Origin of the sequence: Nocardiopsis eucommiae, from assembly GCF_965344335.1 — a bacterium.
Classification (GTDB): domain Bacteria; phylum Actinomycetota; class Actinomycetes; order Streptosporangiales; family Streptosporangiaceae; genus Nocardiopsis; species Nocardiopsis eucommiae.
Window position 1 is genome coordinate 18,858 of sequence record NZ_CBDRIY010000025.1, and the last position, 24,905, is coordinate 43,762.

At 72.0% G+C, this 24,905-nt stretch carries 20 protein-coding genes; 11 read left to right on the forward strand and 9 right to left on the reverse strand.

The window, feature by feature from the left end; genetic code table 11:
* Positions 1 to 94: 94 nt before the first annotated feature.
* Positions 95 to 2,113, forward strand: a complete 2,019-nt coding sequence (locus ACRWK8_RS16910) for a PhoX family protein (protein ID WP_431871426.1) — start codon at positions 95 to 97, stop codon at positions 2,111 to 2,113.
* A gap of 127 nt (positions 2,114 to 2,240) precedes the next feature.
* On the opposite strand, the gene ACRWK8_RS16915 is transcribed toward ACRWK8_RS16910, so the two are convergent.
* Together ACRWK8_RS16915 and ACRWK8_RS16920 are read right to left on the reverse strand one after the other, a co-directional pair.
* Positions 2,241 to 2,690: a GNAT family N-acetyltransferase gene (locus ACRWK8_RS16915; protein WP_431871429.1), complete on the reverse strand. Its 450-nt coding sequence runs from the start codon at positions 2,688 to 2,690 to the stop codon at positions 2,241 to 2,243.
* Between the two features lie 117 nt (positions 2,691 to 2,807).
* On the reverse strand, positions 2,808 to 4,124 hold the full coding sequence (locus ACRWK8_RS16920) for an isochorismate synthase (protein WP_431871431.1): 1,317 nt from the start codon (positions 4,122 to 4,124) through the stop codon (positions 2,808 to 2,810).
* A gap of 319 nt (positions 4,125 to 4,443) precedes the next feature.
* On the opposite strand from ACRWK8_RS16920, the gene ACRWK8_RS16925 reads away from it, so the two are divergent.
* From ACRWK8_RS16925 to ACRWK8_RS16950, 6 genes are all read left to right on the forward strand, one after another.
* Entirely contained in the window at positions 4,444 to 6,081 is a 1,638-nt protein-coding gene (locus tag ACRWK8_RS16925; protein ID WP_431871434.1) for a glycoside hydrolase family 10-like protein, read from the forward strand.
* Between the two features lie 218 nt (positions 6,082 to 6,299).
* Positions 6,300 to 6,701, forward strand: coding sequence for a TOBE domain-containing protein (locus tag ACRWK8_RS16930; RefSeq protein ID WP_378736762.1), 402 nt, complete (start codon positions 6,300 to 6,302; stop codon positions 6,699 to 6,701).
* Positions 6,694 to 7,536, forward strand: coding sequence for a molybdate ABC transporter substrate-binding protein (gene modA, locus ACRWK8_RS16935; protein WP_431871436.1), 843 nt, complete (start codon positions 6,694 to 6,696; stop codon positions 7,534 to 7,536). Before ACRWK8_RS16930 ends, modA begins: the two co-directional genes overlap by 8 nt.
* 101 nt (positions 7,537 to 7,637) lie before the next feature.
* Positions 7,638 to 8,399, forward strand: a complete 762-nt coding sequence (locus ACRWK8_RS16940; protein WP_431871491.1) for an ABC transporter permease — start codon at positions 7,638 to 7,640, stop codon at positions 8,397 to 8,399.
* Positions 8,396 to 9,475, forward strand: coding sequence for an ABC transporter ATP-binding protein (locus ACRWK8_RS16945; RefSeq protein ID WP_431871438.1), 1,080 nt, complete (start codon positions 8,396 to 8,398; stop codon positions 9,473 to 9,475). The genes ACRWK8_RS16940 and ACRWK8_RS16945 overlap by 4 nt, the downstream gene beginning before the upstream one ends.
* Before the next feature lie 179 nt (positions 9,476 to 9,654).
* A complete protein-coding gene (locus ACRWK8_RS16950; RefSeq protein WP_378736753.1) occupies positions 9,655 to 9,978 on the forward strand; it encodes a DUF3040 domain-containing protein in 324 nt (107 codons plus the stop codon).
* A gap of 69 nt (positions 9,979 to 10,047) precedes the next feature.
* On the opposite strand, the gene ACRWK8_RS16955 is transcribed toward ACRWK8_RS16950, so the two are convergent.
* On the reverse strand, positions 10,048 to 12,051 hold the full coding sequence (locus tag ACRWK8_RS16955; protein WP_431871441.1) for a penicillin-binding transpeptidase domain-containing protein: 2,004 nt from the start codon (positions 12,049 to 12,051) through the stop codon (positions 10,048 to 10,050).
* 85 nt (positions 12,052 to 12,136) lie between these two features.
* On the opposite strand from ACRWK8_RS16955, the gene ACRWK8_RS16960 reads away from it, so the two are divergent.
* Positions 12,137 to 12,853: a hypothetical protein gene (locus ACRWK8_RS16960; protein WP_431871443.1), complete on the forward strand. Its 717-nt coding sequence runs from the start codon at positions 12,137 to 12,139 to the stop codon at positions 12,851 to 12,853.
* A gap of 904 nt (positions 12,854 to 13,757) precedes the next feature.
* Here ACRWK8_RS16960 and ACRWK8_RS16965 read toward each other — a convergent pair.
* Both ACRWK8_RS16965 and ACRWK8_RS16970 read right to left on the reverse strand, forming a co-directional pair.
* The gene (locus ACRWK8_RS16965) at positions 13,758 to 15,104 is read right to left on the reverse strand and encodes an FAD-dependent oxidoreductase (protein ID WP_378736958.1); all 1,347 of its coding nucleotides are present in this window, start codon (positions 15,102 to 15,104) and stop codon (positions 13,758 to 13,760) included.
* A gap of 278 nt (positions 15,105 to 15,382) precedes the next feature.
* Positions 15,383 to 16,066, reverse strand: a complete 684-nt coding sequence (locus tag ACRWK8_RS16970) for a lysophospholipid acyltransferase family protein (protein ID WP_378736746.1) — start codon at positions 16,064 to 16,066, stop codon at positions 15,383 to 15,385.
* 246 nt (positions 16,067 to 16,312) lie between these two features.
* Between ACRWK8_RS16970 and ACRWK8_RS16975 the strand changes: the two genes are divergently transcribed.
* Positions 16,313 to 16,966 carry a cyclase family protein gene (locus ACRWK8_RS16975; RefSeq protein ID WP_431871445.1) on the forward strand — a complete coding sequence of 218 codons (654 nt, stop codon included), beginning with the start codon at positions 16,313 to 16,315 and terminating at the stop codon, positions 16,964 to 16,966.
* A 205-nt stretch (positions 16,967 to 17,171) separates the two neighbouring features.
* Here the strand turns inward: ACRWK8_RS16975 and ACRWK8_RS16980 are convergent, their stop codons facing one another.
* The 3 genes from ACRWK8_RS16980 to ACRWK8_RS16990 form a co-directional block, all read right to left on the reverse strand.
* A complete protein-coding gene (locus tag ACRWK8_RS16980; protein ID WP_431871494.1) occupies positions 17,172 to 19,253 on the reverse strand; it encodes an FUSC family protein in 2,082 nt (693 codons plus the stop codon).
* A 96-nt stretch (positions 19,254 to 19,349) separates the two neighbouring features.
* Positions 19,350 to 20,525, reverse strand: coding sequence for a coiled-coil domain-containing protein (locus ACRWK8_RS16985; protein ID WP_431871447.1), 1,176 nt, complete (start codon positions 20,523 to 20,525; stop codon positions 19,350 to 19,352).
* A 426-nt stretch (positions 20,526 to 20,951) separates the two neighbouring features.
* Positions 20,952 to 21,494: a GNAT family N-acetyltransferase gene (locus ACRWK8_RS16990; protein ID WP_378736740.1), complete on the reverse strand. Its 543-nt coding sequence runs from the start codon at positions 21,492 to 21,494 to the stop codon at positions 20,952 to 20,954.
* A 313-nt stretch (positions 21,495 to 21,807) separates the two neighbouring features.
* Between ACRWK8_RS16990 and ACRWK8_RS16995 the strand changes: the two genes are divergently transcribed.
* Positions 21,808 to 22,737: a LysR family transcriptional regulator gene (locus ACRWK8_RS16995; RefSeq protein WP_378736738.1), complete on the forward strand. Its 930-nt coding sequence runs from the start codon at positions 21,808 to 21,810 to the stop codon at positions 22,735 to 22,737.
* A 56-nt stretch (positions 22,738 to 22,793) separates the two neighbouring features.
* Here ACRWK8_RS16995 and ACRWK8_RS17000 read toward each other — a convergent pair whose 3' ends face one another.
* Positions 22,794 to 23,714, reverse strand: coding sequence for a LysR family transcriptional regulator (locus ACRWK8_RS17000; protein ID WP_431871450.1), 921 nt, complete (start codon positions 23,712 to 23,714; stop codon positions 22,794 to 22,796).
* A 71-nt stretch (positions 23,715 to 23,785) separates the two neighbouring features.
* On the opposite strand from ACRWK8_RS17000, the gene ACRWK8_RS17005 reads away from it, so the two are divergent.
* A complete protein-coding gene (locus ACRWK8_RS17005; protein ID WP_378736734.1) occupies positions 23,786 to 24,886 on the forward strand; it encodes an EamA family transporter in 1,101 nt (366 codons plus the stop codon).
* Positions 24,887 to 24,905 lie beyond the last annotated feature (19 nt).

Genomic DNA, 24,905 nt, shown 5'->3' on the forward strand with positions numbered 1-24,905 from the left:
GGCAGGACCTCCTGCACGATCGCTGTCGCGCCTCCGAGCGGAGCCCCGCAGCCCGACGGGGCGCGTGAGCGGTCACGATCCCCGAGGAGAACGTGTGACCCCATCCGCGCCCCGCCGCCGCCTCCTGCCCCTGCTCGGAGTCGGAGGAGGACGTTCCCCCAAGACCTGCGAGTACCGGTGCGGCAACGCCTGCTTCCACCCCGCTCCCAACAGGAGCGACAACGCGTACTTCGGTGACATCTTCCAGGGCGTGCTCTCCCGGCGCACCGCGCTCAGGGGAGCGGCGGTCGGCGCCGGAGCCGGCGCCCTCGGCCTGGCCGCCCTGAGCCCGGCCGCCGCGGACAGAGGCCCCGGCCGACCGCACCCCTCGCCCCGCCCCACCTTCAAGAGCGTCCAGCCCAACAACCTCGACGCGGTCACGGTCCCCGAGGGCTACGACCACCACGTGATCGTGCGCTGGGGCGACCCCGTCCTGCCCGACGCCCCGGAGTTCGACTTCGACAACCAGACCGCCGAGGCCCAGGAGCGGCAGTTCGGCTACAACTGCGACTACGTCGGCTTCCTTCCGCTGGACGACGACAGCGGCCTGTTGTGGGTCAACCACGAGTACACCAACGAGGAACTGATGTTCCGCGGCTACTCCGACGGCGCGGACGCCGACCTCGAGTGGATCCGCGTGGCGATGGCCGCCCACGGCGGTTCCGTGGTGGAACTGGACCGGGTGGACGGCACCGGCCAGTGGGTGCTCTCCGAAGGCGAACGGGCCTTCAACCGGCGCGTCCACCTCGGCACGGAGTTCCGGCTCACCGGCCCCGCCGCCGGGGACGAACTGCTGCGCACCGAGGCCGACCCCGAGGGCACGCGGGTCCTGGGCATGCTCAACAACTGCGCGGGCGGCACCACCCCCTGGGGCACCATCCTCAGCGGCGAGGAGAACTACAACCAGTACTTCGTCGCCGCACCCGACACCGAGCCCTACGCCCGCTACGGCTTCTCCACCAGCCGTGGAGGGCGCCGCTGGGACCGCGTGGACGAGCGCTTCGACCTCTCCAAGCACCCCAACGAGGCGCACCGCTTCGGCTACATCGTGGAGATCGACCCGCACGACCCCGACTCCACCCCGGCCAAGCGCACCATGCTGGGCCGCTTCAAGCACGAGGGCGCCAACGTCAACCTCACCGAGGACGGCCGCGTGGCCGCGTACATGGGTGACGACGAGCGCTTCGACTACATCTATAAGTTCGTCAGCGCCAAGAAGTACGTCGAGGGCTCCCGCAGACACAACATGACGCTGCTGGACTCCGGCACGCTCTACGTGGCCCGGCTGGAGGGCAACAGCCCCTCCGACGAGATCGACGGCACGGGCGCGCTGCCCTCCGACGGCGAGTTCGACGGCACCGGCGAGTGGATCCCGCTCTGCACCGACACCGAGAGCTTCGTGGAGGGCTTCTCCGTGGCGGAGGTGCTGATCCACACCCGTCTGGCCGCCGACCGGGTCGGCCCCACCAAGATGGACCGCCCCGAGGACTTCGAGCCCAGCCCGGTGACCGGCAAGGTCTACTGCGCGCTGACCAACAACAGCGCGCGTGAGCCCGGCCAGGCCGACGAACCCAACCCGCGCGGCCCCAACAAGTTCGGACACGTCCTGGAGATCATCGAGGACGGTTCCGACTCCGGGGCCACCACGTTCACCTGGATCGTGCCGATCGTCTGCGGCGACCCCGAGGACGAGTCCACCTACTTCGCCGGGTTCGACAAGTCCAGGGTCATGCCGATCTCGGCGCCCGACAACGTGGCCTTCGACAAGCACGGCAACCTGTGGATCTCCACCGACGGACAGCCGGGCAGCCTGGGCATCAACGACGCCCTGCACGTGGTCCCGGTCGAGGGCCGCTTCCGTGGCGAACTGCGGACCTTCGCCACCGTCCCGGTCGAGGCCGAGACGTGCGGCCCGCTGATCACCGAGGACCAGAAGACCGTCTTCCTCGCGCCGCAGCACCCGGGCGAGAACGGCACGGTCGAGCAGCCGACCAGCCTCTGGCCGGACGGGGACTTCCCCCGCCCGTCCGTGGTGTGCGCCTGGCACAAGGGCGGCCGCGACATCGGCACCTGATCACCGCACCCGGAGGGTGCGACCGGGCCGTGTCGGCCCGGAGCAGACCACCGGCCCCGGTTCCCTCCGTCGTGGGGGAGGAACCGGGGCCGGTTCCTCGTGCGGGCGCCTCACACGGGCCGGCGCCTCACAGGGCCCGCTCGAAGCACAGTGAGCCGGGGGCGTCCGCGTAGGCGCCGAAGGCGGCGATGGGGCCGTACCCGGCCTTCGTGTAGAACCGCACCGCGTCCGGCTGGCGGTCGCCGGTCTCCAGACGCAGACACGTCCAGCCCCGCTCGCGGGCCCACCCCTCCAGGACGCTCAGCAGGGCCCCCGACGCGCCCGAGCCCCGGCTCTCCGGTCGCACGAACATGCGCTTGACCTCGCCGCGTCCGTCACCCAGGTCCCGCAGGCCGCCGCAGCCCACGGCGGTGCCGTCGTCGTCGCGCACCACCGCGAACACCGCGATGTCGTCGGCGGAGGGCGGGGTCCCCGGCTCGGAGTCCGGGGTGGCGTAGCGTGCGGCGATCTCCCGCCGCTGGCCGAGGCGGAGCGCGACGGCGTCGGGATCGTCCCAGGGGACCAGTGTGACGTGCATACCGCGAGCCTGCCGTGCCCGTGTTTCCCCCGTGTGAACCGCCGACCGCGCGTACCCGGCCGGGGAACGGGCCCCGGCCTCCGGCCCCCGAGCCCTGGCCAGGGCTGGCCCCGGGGCTCAGGCCTCGGGGTCGGTCAGGGCCTCACGCATCACCCGGAACTTCGACTCGGCCTCGGCCACCTCCGAGACCGGGTCCGAACCGGCCACGATCCCCCCGCCCGCGTACAGGCGCGCGTGGGCGCCGTCCACGTGGGCACAGCGCAGCGCGATCCCCCACTCGGAGTTGCCCGCGCCGTCCAGCCAGCCCACCGGCCCGGCGTATCCGCCCCGGTCCATGCCCTCCACCTCCGCGATGAGGCGCATCGCCGTCGCGGTGGGGGTACCGCCCACGGCGGCCGTGGGGTGCAGCGCCGCCACCGCGTCCAGGGCGGACACCTCCGGGGAGAGGCGGGCGTGCGCGCGCGTGGCCAGGTGCTGCACGTTGGCGAGTCTGAGCAGGTGCGGCCAGGCCGGGACCACCAGCTCCTCGGAGAGTGGCTCCAGGGCGGCCCGCAGGGAGTCCACCGCCAGCCCGTGCTCCTCGACGTCCTTGGCGGAGGCCAGCATCTCCTGACCCAGGCGCTGGTCGGACTCGGTGTCCTCGCCCCGGGGACGGGTCCCGGCCAGGACCAGGGAGGTGAGCTGGTCGCCCTCACGGCGCAGGAGGAGTTCGGGGGTGGCGCCGACCATGCCGCCCACGGAGAACGTGAAGCAGGCGGGGAAGCGGGTGCGCAGCCTCTCCAACAGCACGCGCACGTCGACGGGGGCGTCGGCGTCGGCGAAGGAGTCCCGGGCCAGTACGGCCTTCTCCAGTTCACCGGCGCGGATGCGCGCGACCGTCCCGGCCACGGCGCCCATCCACTCCTCGCGGGTCAGCGAACCGGGACGCCACCGCACGGGGCCGACGGGACGCGGCGCGGAACCGGGACGCAGCAGTTCCTCGGGATGGGTGCCGGGCTCGTCGGTGACGGTGGTCAACCAGGTGCGCCCGGCACGGCGGCCCACGACCACACGCGGCACGATCAGCGTCGAACCCGCGGAGGTGGGCGCGAACGTGAACGTGCCGAAGGTGACCAGTCCCGTGCCGGGCAGGTCGACCTCGTCCTCGACCTCGGCGCGCTCCAGCAGGGCGTCGAACCAGCGCGCCGCCTCGTCGAACCGGCTGGTGTCGGTGGGCGCGGTGCCCTCCGGAAGCGGTGCGCACTCCAGCCGGGCGGCCTCGCCCCAGCCCACGATGCCGTCGTCCCCCGACAGCCAGGCGAGCGGTACCCCGTCGGGAAGACGTCGGACCAGACTGCTGTCGGCGCGGTCACGCAGGGCGACGGTGCGGACGAACAGCTTCCTGGCGTCGGGGTTCGGATGGCTCTGCTTCTGGGGGTGCGGCACGGCGTTCACGGGACTCGATTCTAGGACGTGGCCTGGGACGTCGTGTCCCGGGTCGGTCCCGTCAGGGCGTTTCACGGTGGGACCGTTCCCCGGCCTCGTCGTGGCCCCGGGGGAGAACTTTGCCCGGACCGGGGTGTGGCCTGCCGGAAGCGCCGCCCCGGCGGTGCTTCGTTGACCTGGCAAAAGATTCCCGTTGAGCACCGCGTGCGACGTTATCCACATTATGGCCGAATCGTGTCCGAAAATTGACATCTTGCCCTACTGTGGTTCGCGGCGTGGCGCCAAGCGGACGGCGACACGCGGACCTCCCGAAGGAGATCTGTTGTTGATGCGTTCGAAGGCACGGGACGTGGGTACGCCGCGAGCCGGAGTGCGATGGGCGGCGGCCGCCGCGGCGGCCGCGGTGCTGCTGGCGGGGTGCTCCGCTAAGGAGGGTGGCCCCGAGGCGGGAGCCGAGGCCGCCGTCCCCGGTGGCGAGGGCATCGCCGCGCCCGCCCAGTGCGGGACCGACGACGACAAGCGTCAGATGCGCGGCGCCTGGCTCACCACCGTCCGTAACATCGACTGGCCCTCCGAGCCGGGCCTCTCTGCCGACGAGCAGAAGGCCGAACTCGACGAGTGGCTCGACGAGTCCGTCGACATGGGCCTCAACGCCGTGTTCCTGCACGCCCGGCCCACCGCAGACGCCGTGTACGAGTCCGAGCTCGAACCGTGGGCGCGCTACCTCACCGGTGAGCAGGGCGGCGACCCGGGGTACGACCCGCTGGAGTACGCGGTGGAGGAGGCGCACAAGCGCGGCCTGGAGCTGCACGCCTGGTTCAACCCGTACCGGGTCGGCCTCCAGGACCCCGACGTCGAGAACCTCGCCGACGACCACCCCGTCAAGCAGAACCCCGACTGGCTGGTGGACTTCGGCAAGGAGGCCTACGTGGACCCGGGCAACCCCGAGGTCCGGGAGTGGGTCACCTCCGTCATCATGGACGTCGTCGAACGCTACGACGTCGACGGCATGCACTTCGACGACTTCTTCTACCCGTACCCGCAGGAGGGCGCGACCTTCGACGACGACGCCACCTGGGAGGAGCACGGGGGCGACTTCGACGACCGGGGCGACTGGCGGCGTGACAACGTCGACCAGCTCATGCGCGACGTGCACGGCCAGATCCAGGAGACCAAGCCGTGGGTGAGCTTCGGCGTCTCCCCGTTCGGCATCTGGCGCAACGACAGCACCGACGCGTCGGGCTCGCCCAGCTCGGGCCTGCAGTCCTACGACGCGCAGTACGCGGACACCCGCACCTGGATCCAGGAGGGGACCGTGGACTACGTCGCGCCCCAGCTGTACTGGGAGCGGGGCTTCTCCACCGCCGACTACGAGGCCATGACCGACTGGTGGGCCAACGAGGTCGAGGGCACCGACGTGGACCTGTACGTGGGCCAGGGCGCCTACCGTCTCGGGGAGAGCGGCTGGACCGACGACGACGCGCTGAGCACCCAGCTCGACTACTCGGGCGGGCTCGACGAGGTCTCCGGTGACGTCTACTTCTCCATCAAGAGCATGCGCGACAACCCGGACGCGGTGGACCACCTGAAGGAGTCCCACTACGCCCAGCCCGCGCTGCCTCCGGTGATCGAGTCACCCGAGGACGACGGCCCCCGGGTCGGCGCTCCCACCGAGGTCTCGGCCGAGGTCGGGGACGGTGAGGTGAAGGTGGAGTGGCAGGCCATCGACGACGCCCGTTTCTACGCGGTCTACCGTCTGCCCGCCGAGGCCGCCCGAGCGCTGGAGGCCGGTGACGAGGAGGCCTACTGCGCCGCGCTCGCCCCGGAGAACCTGGTCGGCATGACCGGTGAGCCCACGCTGACCGACACCGAGCCGCTGGACGACGGCGCCGGATACGTGGTCACCGCCCTGGACGACTACCGGGCCGAGGGCCCGGTCAGCGAGATCGCCGCCCCGCGCGGCTGACCTCCGAACCGACGGGGCCGACGGGTCCGCTCCCCACACGGGGGGCGGGCCCGTTCTCGTGTGTCCGGGGGTCCACCTCCGGACCTGCCCGCCCCCGGTCCCGCCTGTCGCGCGTCGGGCTCCGTCTGGCATATTCGCCGAATACGGGCCACGAAGCTATGATTTGCCAGGTCCAAGTACGTCAAAACCTCGTATGTGCGAGTAGTAGGTTCTTTCCCATGCCGACCTTCCAGATCAGCGAGGCCGCCGACCTGCTCGGCGTCAGCGCCGACACCGTGCGCCGATGGGTGGACTCCGGCCGCCTGGCCGCCACCCGTGACGCCTCCGGCCGCCGTCACGTGGACGGCGCCGAGCTCGCCGCGTTCATGCGGGCCGGGGCCGACGAGGACCCGGGCCGCCGCGTCTCCTCCGCGCGCAACCGCTTCCGCGGTCTGGTCACCCAGGTGGTCCGCGACCAGGTCATGGCCAGCGTCGAGATCCAGGCCGGACCGCACCGGGTGGTCTCCCTGATGAGCCGCGAGGCGGCCGACGAGCTCGGCCTGGAGATCGGGAGCGCGGCCACGGCCGTCGTGAAGTCCACCAACGTCATCGTCGAGACCACCGGAGAACTCCATGCGTGAGAGCGTCCCCCACCGCACCGGCCACCGTCCCCCAGCGTCCGGGCTCGCCGCCGTCGCGGCCCTCTGCGTCGTCCTGACCGCCTGTGGCGCCGAGGACACCGAGCCCGGTGACGGCGCCGACTCCGCGGGGGCCCTCACCGGGGAGCTCACCGTCTTCGCCGCCGCCTCCCTCACCGACGTCTTCACCGAGATCGCGGAGGACTTCCGGGACCGGCACCCCGACGTCGAGGTCACCTTCAACTTCGCGGGCAGCAGCGAGCTGGCCCAGCAGATCAACTCCGGGGCACCCGCAGACGTGTTCGCCGCCGCCAACACCGCCACCATGGAACAGGTGGTCGCGGGCGAGGGCCTGAACGCCGACTGGGCGGCCGAACACGGCGAGGACGGGCTGGTCTTCGTCACCAACACCCTGCGGATCGCCGTGCCGCCGGACAATCCCGCCGGGATCGAGAACCTGGCCGACCTCGCGGACGACGGCGTGCAGGTGGCCTTCTGCGCCGAGGAGGTGCCCTGCGGGGCCGCGACCACGGCCGCGCTGGACGCCTCCGGCCTGGACGTCACCCCGGTCACCTACGAGGAGGACGTCCGCGCCGTCCTCACCAAGGTCGAACTGGGTGAGGTGGACGCGGGCCTGGTCTACTCCACGGACGTCATCTCCTCGGGGGACCGGGTCGAGGGACTGGAGTTCCCCGAGGCCGAGGAGGCCGTGAACGACTATCCGATCGGCGTACTGTCGAGTTCCGGCGACTCCGCGCTCGCCAGCGCGTGGGTCGAGGCGGTCACCTCCGACGAGGGCGCGGCCGTCCTCCGGGACGCGGGCTTCGGCACACCGTGAGCGCCGCGACACCCGGCCGCTCCGGGCCCGCCTCGCGCGGGCGGGCCCCGCGCCCGAAGTCCGGGCGGGCCCCGCGCCCGAAGTCCGGGCGGGTCCCCTGGATCCTGGTCGTCCCCGCCGTCGCGGGCGTGCTCTTCCTCGTCCTGCCCTTCGCCGGGATGCTGGTCCGCGCGCCCTGGCCCACCATGGGCGCCCGCGTCACCGACCCCACCGTGCTCGCGGCCCTGTGGCTGTCGCTGTCCACCGCCACCGTGGCCACCGTCGTCTCGCTCCTGCTCGGAGTCCCCCTCGCCTGGCTGCTGGCCCGCACCGAGTTCCCCGGCCGCAGGTTCGTCCGGGCCCTGGTGACCGTCCCCCTGGTGATCCCGCCCGTGGTGGGCGGTGTGGCCCTGCTGCTGGTGCTGGGCCGCAACGGTCTGGTGGGCCGGTACCTGGACGCCTGGTTCGGGCTCACCCTGCCGTTCACGCCCGCCGCCGTGGTCATCGCGCAGGTGTTCGTGGCCATGCCGTTCCTCGTGATCAGCGTGGAGGGAGCCCTGCGCGGTGCGGACCGCCGCTATGAGGAGGCCGCCGCCACCCTGGGCGCCGACCGCGTGACCGTCTTCACCCGCGTCACCCTGCCGATGGTGCTGCCCGGGATCGGGGCGGGGGCCGTGCTCTGCTGGGCGCGCGCCCTCGGTGAGTTCGGCGCGACCATCACCTTCGCCGGGAACTTCCCCGGCGCCACCCAGACCATGCCGCTGGCCGTCTACATGGCCATGCAGCGCGACCCCGAGGCCGCCATCGTGCTCAGCCTCGTCCTGCTCCTGGTGTCCCTGGTGGTCCTGGCCACCCTGCGCGAAAGGTGGGTGAACGCCTCGTGAGGCCCACCGCCCCGACCACCGCCCGCGGGCTCGACGCCGACCTGCGCCTCACCCGGGGCGCCTTCGCCCTGGACGTGACCCTGTCCGCGGAACCGGGGGAGATCGTCGCCCTGCTCGGCCCCAACGGGGCGGGCAAGTCGTCCGCGCTGCGCGCCCTGGCCGGGCTGGTCCCGCTCTCCGGGGGACACGTCCGGGTGGACGGCGTCGACGAGACCGCCACCGCCGTCGAGCACCGGCCCATCGGCATGGTCTTCCAGGACTACCTGCTCTTCGAGCACCTCAGCGCCCTGGACAACGTCGCCTTCGGACCGCGCTGCCAGGGAGCGGGCAGGACCGAGGCGCGCTCCCGCGCCGCCGAACTGCTGGACCACATGGACCTGGCCGACCACGCCCACGCGCGGCCCCGGCAGCTGTCCGGAGGCCAGGCACAGCGGGTGGCGCTGGCCCGTGCCCTGGCGGTCCGGCCGCGCCTGCTGCTGCTGGACGAACCGATGGCGGCCCTGGACGCCAGCACCCGGATCGACGTCCGGGCCAGGCTGCGCCACCTTCTGGAGGACTTCGACGGTGTGACGGTCCTGGTCACCCACGACCCCCTGGACGCCATGGTTCTGGCCGACCGTATCGCCGTGATCGAGTCGGGCCGGGTCGTGCAGCGTGGTGAACCCGCCGAGGTGGCCCGGCGCCCGCGCACCTCCTACGTCGCCCGCCTGGTGGGGCTCAACCTCTTCCGTGGTCGGGGCGAGGGGGAGTCGGTCGCCCTGGCGGCCGGTCCGGACGGGGACGGCGTCGCCCGGGTCGCGGTGCGCGAACCGCACGAGGGCCCCGCCCTGGTGGCCTTCCCGCCGCGCGCGGTGGCCCTGTACCCGGAGCACCCCCATGGCAGCACGCGCAACGTGTGGCGGCTGACAGTGGAGGGGATCGAGCGCTTCGGCGACCAGGTCCGCGTGCACCTGACGGGGCCGCTCTCCCTGGTGGCGGACATCACCCCCGCCGCCCTGGCCGAGCTGGGGCTGGCCCGGGGGGACACGGTCTGGGCGGGGGTCAAGGCCGCCGAGGTGGAGTGCTACCCGGACTGAGCGGAGGCGCCCCGGGGCGGAACGCGGTTCTCACATCATGGAACAAATCGCTTTATCTGCCATCAACAGTGAAATGCGGTGCGAAAATACGCCGAACCCTTGGATATCCGGACCGTACCCGGGGGAGACTCAGGACATCCGGTGACGACAGTCCTTCCCTCATGGCCGAGGAGGGTTCCATGTCCCTGCGAGAGCACGAACGACGCATCCTCGCGGAAATAGAGCGACAGCTCAGCGAGGAGGCTCCGGCGCTGGCCGGACGCCTGGAGGCCTTCGGGAGCGATGATCCCGACGCCCCCATCGACCCCGGTCTGCGAAGTTGGCGGCCCTGGGTCGCCTGCGGACTGATCGCCGCTTTCACCGCCGGGCTGCTGGTCCTGCTGTTCGTGCTCACGCCGAGCGCCCCGCAGCCGGACGTTCCACGCCCCGCGGAGACCTCACAGGGCACCGAACCGGCGCCGGAGGGCGGCACAGCGGACCGCGTCCCCGCGCCCGCCGACTGACCGCCGGCGCCACACCACGACGAAGGCCCCGCCCGGAGCGTCTCCGAGCGGGGCCACACGCGCGCCCGGCTACAGCGCGTTGGTGAACTTGGCGGCCAGCGGGCCGGCGACCGACCCACCGCCTCCGCCACCCTCGACCACGAGGGCGAAGGCCACGTCGCCCTTGTAACCGACCATCCACGCGTGGGTGGGCAGTTCGTCGTCCTCGTCGGCGTCGTCGGCGGTGCCGAACTCGGCGGAGCCGGTCTTGCCGAACACGTCTCCCTGGAATCCGGCGTCCTTGGCCGTGCCGTCCGTGATGACCTCGCGCATCATCGGACGCAGGGCCTCGGCGTTCCCGATCGCCTGGGGCTCGCGTAGGTCGTCCCTGGCGGGCTCGGTGACCAGCACCGGCTGACGCCACGAGCCGTCCGCGACGGCGGCGGGGACCGTCGCCATGTGCAGCGGCGAGGTGAGGATCTGGCCCTGCCCGATGCCCTGGGCGCCCATCATGGTGGTGCTGTCCACGGGCGGGAAGCTCGGCTCCTGGGTGGTGACACCGATGTCCAGCGGAGCGTTCATCCCGAACTGCTCGGCGCTGGCCTGGAGGGTCTCCGGGTTCAGGATCTGGCCGATCTCGTGCACCAGCGCGGTGTTGCAGGAGGTCGCGAACGCCTCCGACACCGACTGCTGGCCGTACTCTCCGCCGCCCGCGTTGCGGAACGGCCACCCGCCCAGCTCGTACTCCTCCGGGCAGTCCATGGTGGCGTCCACCGACAGACCGTTGTCCAGGAGCGAGCTGTAGGTGACGATCTTGAAGGCCGACCCCGGCGGGTACTGGCCCTCGAAGGCGCGGTTGAAGCCGCCGGGCACGTTCACCGCCGCCAGGACCTCACCGGTCGAGGGGCGGACCGCCACCAGACCGGCGGGGTCGTCGGCGTCGATGATCGCGTTGGCGGCCGCGTTCTGGACGCCCATGTCGAAACTGGTGGTGATGGACTCACCGTCGGAGCCGTCCAGGGAGGCGACGGTGTTCTCCTCTGTGACCTCCGGAGCCTCGCCGCCCTCGACCTCGGCCGCGTCCACCATCACGATGGTCGTGGCGGCCTCCCCGGCCAGCCGCTCCTCGTAGGTGCGCTGGAGTCCGGTCTTGCCGATGGTGTCACCCACGTCGTACGCCGGACCCAGCCGCTCGACGTCGTCCTCGTCGGCCTCGCCCAGCTCGCCCACGATCATCTGGATCGAACCGGACACGTCCGGGGCGTCCAGACGGGTGCCGTCGGCGGCCAGGACCTGTCCGCGCTCGCCCCACACGGCCGTGCGGGTGAGGATCTGGCCCTCACCGAGCCCGGGGTAGGCGACCTCGGGGGAGAACTCGACCAGCCACTCGCCGTCCTCCCGCACCAACGGGAGCTCACCCTCCCAGCCGAAGTCACTGGCGTTGGTCAGCGACAGCGTGACCTCGTAGGGGGCGCTGCCGGTGCCGCCGTCGGTGGTGGGGGAGCCGACCTCGACGTCGACACCGTCCACACCCAGGCCGGAGTCGATTCCGCCGAGGATCGCCTCGGCGTCGTCACCGGTGGTGACGGCGGCCAGACGGGCGAAGTCCTGCTCCTCCCAGGCGGCCTCGAACTCGGAAGTGGCCTCCTCGGGCTGCGGCAGCGTGTAGACGTACCAACCGGCTCCCGCGCCGACCAGGGCGAGCACGACCACGGTCGCGACCACGCCGATGACAAGTCCGCGCCGGGACTTCCTGGGCGGCGGCCCCTGGTCGTAGCCGTCGTAGCCGTCGTAGCCGTCGTCGTCACCGGGACCACCGGGCCCCCGCGGGCCCTCGGGGCCGCCGGGTCCGTCGGGCGCTCCGGCTCCGCCGTAGAGGTACTCGTAGCCAGCACCCTGACCGTTCCGCTCCTGTGCCCCGGGCTCGCCGTGCTGATCGGGAGCGGACCCCGGGTAGGGGGTGTCGCCCTGGTAGGCGGGCTGGCCCCCGTACGGGGTCTCCCAGGACTCGGCGGGGGGACCGACGGGCTCGTGGCCCTGGGCCGTCCGGGCCCAGCCGTCCTGGGGAGCGTGCCCGGGGGTGTCCCTGGGCACGGGTGCGACCGGGGTGCCCCACGGCTCGTGGGGCTCCTCACCGGAGGCGTGCGCGCCCTCGCGCGATCCCGGAGGCGGGACCGGCGTGCCCCAGCTGTCCGAGGGCGTCTGCGGCCCGGACGAGGCGTCCCAGCCGTACTGCGCAGACGACGCATCCGCGGGCGCGCCCCAGCCGTCCGTCGAGGGCTGCGGCTCGGGGGTGGTTCCCCAGCCGGGCTCGGAGGCCTGGGCGGTGGTTCCCCAGCTTTCGGTCGAGGGGGCGGTGGTTCCCCAGCTTTCGGTCGAGGGGGCGGTGGTTCCCCAGGTGTCGGCTGGTGCCTGTGGGCCGGAGGAGGTGTTCCACTCGTTCCGCGTGGCCTGTGAGTCGGTGGTCGACTCCCAGCTTTCGGTCGAGGTCGTGGGGGAGTCCCAGCCGTTGGCTGGTGCCTGTGGACCGGACGGGGTGTTCCACTCCTCGCGCGTGGCGTGGGGGACGGGGGCTGATCCCCAGCTTTCGGTCGAGGGGGCGGTGGTTCCCCAGGTGTCGGCTGGTGCCTGTGGACCGGACGGGGCGTTCCACTCGTTCCGCGTGGCCTGTGAGTCGGTGGTCGACTCCCAGCTTTCGGTCGAGGTCGTGGGGGAGTCCCAGCCGTTGGCTGAGGTCTGCGGCGCCGGTGGCTCGGAGGTGGATCCACGGCTCGACTCGGAGAGCGGCGGGGGCGACCCCCAGCTGTCCGCCGGGTCCTCGTTCGAGGGCGGGACCGGGGTACCCCACGGCTCCTGCTCCTCAGCCGAACCGGACCAGCTCTCCGAAGTGACCTGAGGGGACGCGGGAGCGTCCCAGCCGTCCCGGGAGGAGGCCGGGGCAGGTGCGTCCCAGCTGTCGGAGGAGGCCTCGGGTGCGTCCCAGTTCTCCGACGACGCCCGGGATTCGGGCGACGAACCCCAGCTCGGGGACGAGGGCGTGCCGGGAGTGTCCCACGGCTCGCGGGGCTCGTCGGCGGTGGGCACGGAATCCCGTTCGGACCCCTGGGGCGCACCCCGGTACGGGGTGCCCCAGGGTTCGTCCGACCCGTCGTGACCGTCGCCGGGCGCGGACTCGCCGCCGCCATGCTGACCGGCGTCAGCGCTCCACGACTCCCCGGGTTCGGAGACCGGCGACACCGGCGGGTCCACCGGGCGCGGGTGTTCGAACCCGAAGTTCCCGGTGTCCGAGGGGCGGGGAGCCGAGGGCCGTTCCGGGATGCGGTAGGGGTTCTCCGGGCGCGACCGACGCGCCTCCGTACCGTTCGAATCCTCGGGCGGCCCGGAGGAATCCGGCTGCCGGGGGGACCGTTCGTCCACGCCTGACCGTCCTTCGTTGCGTTTTCCTGGAGATACCACGATGCCCCGCTCCCACCTCGGTGGGAGCGGGGCACGAGGATGAGGTCGGCATGGCGGTCGCCTCTCGGCGCGGGGCACAACGGGGCTCCTGGCCGTCCGATCAGCCCACCCGCGAGGGGCGGGTGCCGGACACGGTATTCCGCGAAGGCAATAGTTGAGGCCCGGGGGACACTTGCTACCACACCGACCAACAGTGACTCTAACCCATACGCCCGAGGAGTTGTTCCACGAACCCGGGGAGAGCTCCATGCGCAATCTCACGGTGCCACATGGCGAAGATCGGGTAAAGACGAAGGGCCGGTCCCGCAAAGGGGTACGGGACCGGCCGGGAAGCTCACACGCGGCTACGCCTGGCGTGCGACGCTGGTCTGTTCCTCACGGCTGAGCAGCTTGAGGCGCTTGCGGCCGCGCTCGGCGCCCAGCTCCTCCTCGCGGGCCTCGATGCGCTTCCAGCCCTCCCAGGTGGTGTACTCGACACCGCGCTCGGCGAGCAGGGACCGGAAGGCCGCCGGGTCGGGCTCGGCGGCGGGGGTGAAGGCCTCGCGGTCGGCCACGAGGTTGGTCACGGTCTCCAGGGCGTCGCCCTTGGTGTGGCCGATGAGGCCGACCGGGCCGCGCTTGATCCAGCCGGTGGCGTACACGCCGTCCACGTGCTTCTCGTCCAGGTCCAGGACCCGGCCCCCGGAGTTGGGGACGACCCCCCGGTCCTCGTCGAAGGGCAGGTCGGTCAGGGGCGAGCCCAGGTAGCCGATGGCCCGGTAGACGGCCTGGACCTCGGTGTCCACGAACTCGCCGGTGCCCTTGACGCTGCCGTCTCCGGTCAGCTCCATGCGCTCGGTGCGGATACCGCTGACCCGGTCCTCACCGAGGATCTCCACGGGCGAGTGCAGGAAGTGCAGGTGCAGGCGGCGCTCGGCCCCGCGCTCGTCCCGGATCGCCCAGTTCTGGAGGACCTTGACGTTGGTCTTGACCTGGTTGGACTCCTCGCAGGCCTGGAGGCTGCCCTCGTCCATGTCGAAGTCCTCGGCGTACACCAGGACCTCGACGCCGGGCTGCTTGTCCAGCTCGCGCAGCTCCATCGGGGTGGCCTTGCACTGGGCGATGCCCCGGCGGGCGAACACGTGCACGTCGGTGATCTGCTTGGCGCGCAGACCCTCGTACACGTTGTCGGTGATGTCGGTGGACAGCAGGTCGTCGGCGTCCTTGGCCAGGATGCGCGCGACGTCCACGGCCACGTTGCCCGCGCCGATCACGGCCACGCTGGTGCCGTCGACGTGCCAGGAGGGGGCGACGTCCGGGTGGGAGTCGTACCAGAAGACGAAGTCGGCGGCGCCGTGGCTGCCGGGCAGGTCGACGCCGGGGATGTCCAGGGGACGGTCGCGGTCGCTGCCGGTGGCGAAGACGACCGCGTCGTAGTGGCGGCGCAGGTCCTCCAGCTTGAGGTCCACGCCGTACTCGACGTTGCCGTAGAAGGTGATCTCCGGCTTGTCGAGGATCTTGTGCAGGGCCCCCTGGATCTGCTTGATCCGGGGGTGGTCCGGGGCCACGCCGTAGCGGACCAGGCCGTAGGGGGACGGCAGCTTGTCGAGGATGTCGATGCTGACGGACGTGCCGCACGAGGACAGGGTCTCGTCCTTGGTGAGCAGGTCCGCGGCGTAGATTCCCGCGGGGCCCGCACCAACGATTCCCACTCGCAGTGGTCGCGTCATCGCACAGCTCCAAGTCTTCGCGCCAGGGTCGGACGCCATAGGTAAGGCTTGCCTAATCTATCCGATGTCACCACCGGAAAAACCTACTATAAGGGTAGGGAATTCTGCTCTCCCCGCCAGGGAGGGGAAAGGCTCCGGATCGCCACCCCGTGGCCGCGATCCAGGCGAGAGGCCGTGTGTGGCCTCACCGAAAGGGCCCCTCAGTCTGGGGTCAACGCCTCGTCAAGGGGGATTCAGCCCCGTGGGGGCTGTGGGGAAAGTCACTGCTGTTCGAGCTCCGCCTTGACTGAGGCAGCGTACCGGGAGATCCGCTCCTGTCCGGACAGCTTCGCGATCGCGCCCATGATCGCGTCGGTCGACTCCCGACGCGCCTTCGCCCTGTCCGCCTGGCCCTCCCAGGGTGACAGGTCCACCGGCGCCCCGAAACGCACACCCACCCGGTTGAAGGACGGAAGCCTGCGGCCGGGGGGAAGGATGTGCCCGGTGCCGGTGAGCGCGACCGGGACCACGGGAGCCCCCGTGCTCAACGCCAGCCAGGCCAGACCCGTCTGTCCCTTGTACAGGCGGCCGTCGGGGGAGCGGGAGCCCTCGGGGAAAATGCCGAACACCTCGCCGCCCTTGATGACCTCCACGCTGTTGTTCATGGCCTCCTGGGAGCTCTGTCCGGGACGGCGGTCCACCGAGACCGGCCCCAGCGCCCTGAGGGCGCGGGAGAGCAGTCTTCGCAGGAACGTGCTCTCGTCGAAGAGCTCCTTCTTCGCGATGAACCGCACCTGCCGGGGGCAGGCCAGGCCGAGGAAGAGGGGGTCGAAGTTCGACAGGTGGTTGGCGGCCAGGATCACCGGGCCGTCCTCCGGGACCAGGTGCGCGCCCTCCACCTTCTGGGGCCACATCACACGGGTGACGGGTGCGACGACGGCCTTGGCCGCTCCGTACGGTGACACAGGTAGCCCCTTCTCGGTGGGTCGCGGAACTCGCGTGGGAGCGCGGTGTGCGGCGACGAGGGGGTGGGTCGCCCGTGACCGCGCCACCAGAGCTTATCCGGGTTCGTGGTGATCCGCCGGGGCCGGGTTCGTCGAAGTCGGTGTCGCCGACCACTGCCGTGACCTGGGACACGCGCGCTAGGCTTATGGTCTAGACCTCTGATCCAGGTCGGGGGTCCCCTCCGGACGCGAACGAGGAAGACAGCCATGGCGAAACTGGTCGACGTCAGCCACCAGATCACCGACGGGATGAGCACGTGTCCCGGCCTGCCGCGGCCGGTGATCGAGGAGAGCACCACCGTCGCGGGGGCCGTCCCCGGCCACGGAGACAGCAGCGGCCGCGTCAGCATGGTGGGGGCCACCGGCACCCACGTCGAGATCCCCGCCCACCGCTACCGGGACGGGGCCGACCCCGCCGACCTCGACCTGGAACGCGTCGCGGACCTCCCCGGAGTGGTGGTCACCGCCACCGAGGGACGTCAGATCGGTCCCGAGGCCTTCGCGGGGCTCGACCTGCGCGGGCGGGCCGTCCTGGTCCGTACCGGCTGGGACCGGCACTGGCGCACCGAGGCCTACGGTTCGTTCGACCATCCGCACCTGACCGAGACCGCCGCCAAGGCCCTGGTGGAGTCGGGCGCAACCCTGGTCGGCGTCGACTCGGTCAGCGTCGACGACACCGCGCCCTCCACCGAGGGCTCCCGCCCCGTCCAGGCCGCGCTGCTGGCGGCGGGTGTCCCGATCGTCACCCACCTGTGCCTCCTCGACCAGCTGCCGGAGGAGGGCTTCCGGTTCCACGCGGTCCCCGCCAAGGTGCGGGGAGTGGCGGCGTTCCCGGTGCGCGCCTTCGCCGTGGTCCCCTAGGTCGTGTTTTTTGGATCATTCCGCGCTCGCGTTGCCAGGCTGCCTCTCGCCGCGCCGATGAAGCTCGGACAGCCAACCCCGGGCTGGCCTTCGCTCATCGACTTGCGAGAGATGGCCTGGCGGCCGCTCGCATCGATGGCGGCTCCGCCGCCACCGGCGAAAGCATCCAAAAAAACACTCCCTAGGGCGACCGCGCGGGGCCGGGCTAGAGGTCGGCGTCGACGTCCTTCTGGGCTCGGCGCCGCTCGCGCTGGGCCCGACGTTCGGCCTCCTGCTGGGCGGAGCGCTCGTCCTGGGCGACGGCGCTGGTCATGGAGTTGGCCAGCGCCCGCAGCTCCATGTTGATCCTCGGGTAGGCGGGCAGGCGCGGCAGGGCGCCCAGCCTCGGGGTGCGGCGCTCCTCCATCGCGGAGATGAGCTCGTGGAAGGCCAGGTCCACCCGCTGGAGGGTGATGGCCCCCGCGGGGTCGGGGCTGCGGTCCTGCGACAGGGCGGCCAGGGCCAGGTAGCCGATCCGCTGGGTGGCCACCACCACCGGCCACAGCGGACGCGTGGAGGCGGCCCGGGGGACGTCGCCGATCGCGCTGTCGTAGACACCGCGCAGGCTGACCAGGGCGGCCCGCATGTCACGGCGCAGACGGTAGCGGCGCTCCTCGGTGATCTCCACGTCCTGGTCCAGCACCGCCATCATGCACTGGCGGGTGCTCTCCAGCACGTTCGCGATCGCCTGTGGCAGCCGGGTGGCGGAGGCCCGCCGCCACAGCAGCAGTGAGCCCGCCATGCCGAAGGCCGATCCCGCCAGGGTGTCGATGATCCTGGAGCCCGCGAGCTCGGCCACCGGGTAGGGGTTGGCGGTGTACGACAGCATCAGCGCCATCGGGGTCAGCAGCACCGACCCGTAGAAGAAGTTGCGTCCCACCACCAGCTGGGTGGCGCCCTGGAACAGCCCGGCCAGGACGATCACCGCGACGAGGGGCAGGTCGAGGGTGAGCAGCGCGACGCCGCCCAGCACACCGAGCAGCGTGCCCAGCGAGCGCTGGACCGACCGGTTCATGGTCAGCACCACGTTGCCGCCCTGGAGGACCGCCGTGGTGGTCAGGGCCACCCAGTAGTAGTGGTCCAGGCCCATCGAGAGCCCGAACGCGCCCGCGAGGGTCACCGTCAGCCACATGCGCAGCGCGGTCGGGCGGATCAGCGAGTCGCCGCTCAGGCTGGAGCGCAGCGAGCTCCACAGCGCCGGGTAGCGGTCGTCGTGGAGGTCCGCGGTGCGCTTGTCGTCCTCCTCCTCGTCCGAACCGCGTCGCGCGGACTGGGCCGCGCGCGACAGCAGGTTGTACAGGCGCGCCTCCAGCGAGCGGGGGCGCATGCCCCGGCGAAGGTCGTCCAGCGAGTCCGGATCGGGGGCGCTGGCCGGGTCCGCGACGGCCAGGGCCATCCGGTCGGCGAAGTCCGCGGCCCGTTCGGGCAGCGCGGTGGGCCGGGCCATGCAGACCTGGGTCGCGGCCAGGTGGATGTCGGAGACCCAGCGCAGCAGCGCCCGCAGGCGCGCGGCCTCGGCCGTGGTGCGGTAGCCGCGCGTCTGGCCGAGCAGCACGATCCGCCAGGCCTCCGCGAGCGCCACCGACGCCGCGTGCTGGGCGTGGTCGAGGTCTGCGGTGCCCACCGCCCGCAGCAGGGTGGCCAGCTCCCGGTAGGCCGCGGCCACCGCCTTGTACTCGGGGTGGCGGGCCCGCAGCGGGGCTCCGGACATCGACACGGTCCAGCCCACCGCCGCGCCCAGGGCGGCGACCAGCGCGTGCAGGGGAACCTCGGCCAGGCCGCCGGGGGCGATGGTGGAGATGGTGGCGACCAGCACGAAGAACATCGTCCCGGGCTTGTCCACCCGCCAGGCGGCGCACACCCAGGTGGCGATCCCGGCGGTCAGTCCGATGGAGGCCACCGCCGCCCATGGGGAGAGTGAGGCGGCCAGGGAGTTGACGGTCACCGCCGCGACGAACCCCAGACCCACCAGGGCCAGGGCGGCGGCGCGGTACGCGTAGGGGGTCTTCTTCTCGTAGAGGACGGTCATGGAGCCCAGGGCGGCGAGCGTGCCGATCTGGGGGCCGAAGATCAGCGAGGCCAGGGCGAAGGAGACGGTCATCGCGACGGTCGCCTGGAGCGCGGTGGTCCAGGCCCAGGGGCCGGACTCCAGGCCGAAGATCGCCCTGAGGTCGACGCGCGGTCGCGGTCGCTCACCCACCGTGACACGCTCCGGGGCCTTGGCGGACTCGTCTCCGCCGAGGTTCAGCGGGCCGGTCTCGCCAGTGGTTCCCAGATCTCGCACGTGGCCATCCTAAGCCGAAATACCGTGACGAAAGGGCACGTAGGCCGCAGATGTGCCCTATCAGGCACTCTGAGCCGCGGCCTCCTTCGCGCCTTCGAGCTCGCTCTCCGCCCGCTCGGCACGCTCCAGTGCGCGGTCGCGCGCCTCCTCCGCCACGGACAGACGCGCGGAGGCCGCCTCCCTGGCCTCGGTGAGGGTGAGTTCGGCGTTGCGGCGCTGGGTGTCCAGGTCGCTGGTCAGGCGCTCCAGCTCGGCTGTGAGACGGCCGCGCTCGGCCTCGGCCGCCGCCCGGTCGGACTCCAGCCTCTGGTGGGCGCGCTCCAGTTCGGTGCCCAACCGGGCACGCTCGGTCTCCAGGGTGCTCGCGTTCCGCGCCGCCTGTTCCTCCGCGTGTTCGGCGCGGGCCAGGGCGCCGCGCTCGGCCAACTCGGCCTCGTCCCGGCGGCGGGACTGCTCGGCCAGGTCGGCGCGCAGACGCTCGGACTCCTCCAGGACCCGCTCCAGACGCTCGGCCGACACGGCCCGCTCCTGCAGGAGCTCGGTCTGCGCGCGTTCGGCGGTCTCGGTGATCCTGCGCTCGGCGGCCGCCAGCCCGGCGTTGGCCTCGGCCACGGCGGCGTCGCGTTCGGCGACGGCGGTACGGGCCAGCTCTGCCTGGCGTTCACGTTCGGCCTCGGCGGTGTCCCTGCGGTGCAGGGCCTCCTCGGCCATGCGCTCGGCGTCCTGGGTGGCGGTCACCGCGGCGGCGGTCGTCTCCTCCGCCGAGCGGCGGGCGGACTCGGCCTCCCTGCGGCGGTTCTCCGCCTCCAACCGGGCGGAGTCGGCCTCCGACACCTGCCGGGCGGCGGCCAGCCGGGCCGCCTCCACCTGCGCCTCGGCGGCGGCCGGGTCGGACATCGTCGCGAAGGCCTCGGTCGCGGAGTCGAGGGTGGCGCTGAGCTGTTCGGCCTGGACCGCGAACCTCGTGAGGAGGTCGTCCGCGCGCAGCCGGGCGGCGGTGACGGGCTCGGCGCCCTGGGCGGGGGCCGTGGCCGCCGACTTCTCGTCCGGTTCGGCGCGGGCCGCCTCCTCGGCGTTCTCGGCCTCCTGGGCCAGTCGCTGCCGTTCCTTCCAGGCCCGCCAACGCGTGTGTTCGGGCAGGTCGCAGTACTGCGGAGGGCGTCCGGGGGAGGACCCCCGGGGAACCGGGCGGGTACAACCGGGGAAGATGCAGGTGCTGGAGTCGGAGGAGGCCACGGGCCCGAGCGTAGCGCTTCGTCGCCCGCCCGCGCCGGGGTGTGTCGCGGGGTGTCGCCGGACGGAGGCCCGGACCCGGCCCGGGCCCGGACGCGGAGAAGCCCCCGCGCGGGACGTGGGTATGACCGCGCGGGGGCTGGTTCGTGGGGCCGTCACCGCGGATCCTCCCGCCTGGGAGGGAGGGGGGAGGCCTAGATCGTGTTTTGTGGATCATTCCGCGTTCGCGTTGCCAGGCTGCCTCTCGCCGCGCCGATGAAGCTCGGACAGCCAACCCCGGGCGGGCCCCCGCTGTGCGAAGCCGCGGAGCTTGCGTAGCAGCGCACAGTAGGGGCGCTCTCGCTCCTCGTCTTGCGAGAGATGGCCTGGCGGCCGCTCGCATCGATGGCGGCTCCGCCGCCACCGGCGAAAGCATCCAAAAAGCACTCCCTAGTCGTGGGCGCCGAAACCGTCCACGCGGCAGACCATCGTGGTGACGAAGGGGCGGAAGCCCTCCTGCTCCAGGAAGCTGATGTCCTCGGAAGCGGTGGCCAGCGCGGAGAACTCGATGTCGCGGATGCCCGTGGAGGCGAGCTGGCGGCGGACCTCCTCCAGGAGCTTGGAACCCACGCCGGTGCCCGTGTAGTCGGGGTCGACCGCGAACGTCTGCACGACGGCGACGCGCTCGCCACGGTCCCAGCTGCCCTGCGCGCTCTCGCGGACGGTGACCATCGCGTACCCGGCCGGGTCTCCGCCGTGCTCCGCGAGGATCGCCATGGTGTCGGGATCGCGGAGCCAGTCCAGGTACTGGGCGCGGCGGCGGCGCCAGGACTCGTCCAGGCCCACCGAGCTGATGATGTCCTCAAGGTGCGGGGCGGTCATCGTGTGCTGCTGGTGCAGGGCGCCCCACAGGTCCGCGAGCTCCTCCACCTCGTGGGCGCCGAGGTAGCGGAAGCCGAGAACGCCGACGTTCGTCGAGCCAGGTTTGGTCATCAGCGAAGTTTGCATGTTCTTCCCACCCGTTCCAGCAGCATGGGGTGCGGTCCCCCGGGAGTCGCGCTCTACGACTCCATGGTTGAGCTGTGGGTCTGACTGTACGTGCCGGTATCAACCGGAACAGGGGTGACACGAGGAAAAAGGGAGCGCGACGTCTCTGTCGAGAAAAAATGCCAAATCTTTCCTCTTGGGCTCTCGCTGTCGGAGGCGGGCGCACCGGTGGACGATGTGTAAGGAATCACCACGAAACACTGGTTCATCAGACCGGAACACCATCGAAACCTGTTCGTTCTGTCCTAAATTGGGACGCATGATCGACGTTCGGCGGTTGCAGCTCCTTCAGGCCCTTGACCACCACCGCACGGTGGCCGCCACCGCGGAGGCCCTCAACGTCACGCCGTCGGCGGTCTCCCAGCAGCTCGCCGCCCTGGCCAAGGAGGCCGGGGTCCCCCTCGTCGAGCGTCAGGGGCGCCGCTTCCTGCTCACCGGCGCCGCCCGGGTCCTGCTCAAGCGCGCGCACGTGATCTTCGCGGAGATGGAACGCGCCGCCGCCGACCTCGCCGAGTACACCGACGGCGACCGGGGCGTCGTGCGGGTCGGCTCGTTCTCCACCGGTATCAGCGACCTCGTCGCCCCGGCCCTGGCCCGCCTGCGCACCAGCCACCCCGGCTGGACCTTCGAGGTCGTGCAGGCCGAACCGGAGGAGAGCGCCGAGATGGTGCGCTCCGGGCGCCTGGACGTGGCCGTCACGATGTCCACCAGCCACCTGCCCGCCGCGGGTGACCCGGACTTCCGGAGCGACCCGGTCATGGTCGAGCTCTTCGACGCGATCCTGCCCTACCAGCACCCCCTGGCCACCCGGACCAGCCTGCACCTGGCCGAGGACCTGGCCGACGAGGACTGGATCATGTCCGGGCCGGGAACGGCGTGGAACTCCTGCGTGACCGCCGCCGCGAACCAGGCCGGTTTCCAGCCCCGGGTCGTGCACACCGTCGACGACTTCAGCGCCGTCTTCTCCATGGTGCAGGCGGGCCTCGGGGTCGCCCTCATGCCGAGGCTCGCGTGGACGGGACTCAACCACCCGCAGATCGTCGTACGCGGGGTGCGCGAGACCGCGCGCCGCCACATCGTCGTCCTGTCCCGGGCCGGGTCCACCCCCGAGCCGCTGCTCACCGCCGTCCGCGAGGCCGCCAGCAAGGTCCCGGTCCCCTCAGTGGGGCCCTTCGCCATCGCGGGCTGACCCAGGAGGCGGGCCGCGTCGTCCGGCTCCCGGCCGGACCCTCGCGTGGCCGGGGCTCAGAACGGGAGCGACGGGACCTCGTCGAGCACGTCCTCCGCGGCCTGGTGCAGGTAGGAGGCGACCACACGGATCGGTCGCCACGCCCAACCGCCGGTGCGCCCGGCCAGGAACACCTGACGGAATCCCCCCAGCTCACCCAGGGGAGCGTGCGCGACCCCGCGCCGGGTGGAGGTCGAGAGCCGGGGTACCACGCCCACGCCCACCCCGGTGGCCACCAGCTCCTCGAACAGCTCCAGGGTGTCCACACGGTGCCTGATCCTCGGGGTGAACCCGGCGTCGGCGCACATCCGTTGCAGCAGGGCCTCCTCGTCGCCACGGAAGGGGCTGGCGATCCACGAGGCGTCGGAGAGCTCGCGCAGGCGGCGCCGGGTCAGCGTGCGGCTGTCCGCCCCCTGGGACGGCTGGGAGAGCAGGAGCGCCTCCGTTCCCACCGGATACACCGTGAGCGTGCCCGGGAATTCCCGGGGGAGAAGACTGTACTGGTACACCACCCCCAGATCCGCTCCTCCGTCCTGGAGGAGGTCCAGCGCCTGGTCCGACTCGTACTCGGTCAGGCGGATGTCGATCCCGGGGTGGTCGCGCCGCAGACGGCGGAGGGCCGGGAGCACGATCGGCGCCGCCGACGTGTACATCACCAGGTCGACGCGGCCGACGGGGTCGGTGTCGCCGTCGAACTCCGCCTGGGCCGCCTCCACTCGGGCCAGGATGTCCACGGCGTGCTCCGCGAGCCTGCGCCCGGCCGGCGTGAGCCGCACCCGCCGTCCGTCCGGGACGAGGAGGGGGACCCCCGCCTCCTTCTCCAGGACGGCGAAGTGTTTCGAGACGGCCGACGTGCTCATGCCTGTGACCTCGGACACGGCAGCCATGGTCCCGAGTCGCTCCAGTTCGACGAGCAGTCGAAGTCGGGTGAAATCCATCAACCTAAACTACACGGTTCATCAACCATCAGTCCGTGGACAGAAACGAACGACATGGGTCCAATGGTCGGGTGATCCGCTCCTTCCTCTCCTCGCCCCGCCGTGCCCGGATTCAGGTCCCGGCGCCGTTCATGCTGCTCGTCGCCATGTTCACGCTGCACACGGGCAGCGCCCTGGCCGTGACCGCCTTCGACCAGGCGAGCCCGGCGACGGTCACCTGGCTCCGGCTGACGTGGGCGGCGCTCCTCCTCCTGGCGATCGGTGGCCCCTCCCTGTGGCGTGCCGTGCGCGCCGCGACCCCGCGTGAGCTGGGCGCGGTGGTGATCCTGGGCACAGCGAGCGCGGGGATGATGCTGTTCTACTCCGAGGCGACGGCGCGGATCGAGCTCGGCACCGCCACCTCCATCGAGTTCCTCGGCACCCTCGTGGTCGCCGTCGCGGCCATGCGTCGCCGTCGGGAGCTCGTGTGGATCGTCGCCGCGGTCGTGGGCGTGGTCTGCCTGACCCGTCCCTGGCAGAGCGAACTCGACCTCGCGGGGATCGGCTTCGCGCTGGCCGGCGCGGTCTGCGTGGTCGGCTACATCGTGCTCACCCAGCGCGTCGGGGCTGGGTTCGGGGCCGTGCACGGTCTCGCCCTGGCGATGACCGTGGGCGCGCTGGTCACCGCGCCGCTGGGCGCTCCGGCGGCCGTCGCCGCGCCCGATCTCGAACTGGTGATGTTCACCCTGCTCATCGCGCTGCTCTTCCCGATGGTGCCGTTCCTGCTGGAGATGATCGCCCTCCAGCGGATGAGCCGGACCGGGTACAGCACCTTCTCCAGCCTGGAACCCGCCGTGGCGCTGGTGATGGGTATGGTCGTCATCGGCCAGGCGCCGGTGGCCGTGCAGCTGGTGGGCATGGCCCTGGTGGTGGTCGCGGGGGTGGGTGCCGCCAGGGGGGACCGGGGGTCCAGGCCCGCCGTGCCTCAGAGGGAGACCGTACGGAGACGTCGCGCCCGCACCCGGGGGTCCGAGGGCGCTCCGACCGCCGGAGGGGAGCTCCCGCCGGACTCCCTGGCCACCGCCAGCGCGCAGCACGAGGGGAATCCGCTTCCGGAGATCCCGGTGGAGGTGCGGGACCTCACGGCCCCGGCCGACGCCCCGCAGGACCGCGAGCCCCAACGGGCCGCCTGAACCCGGTCCCCCACCGCGT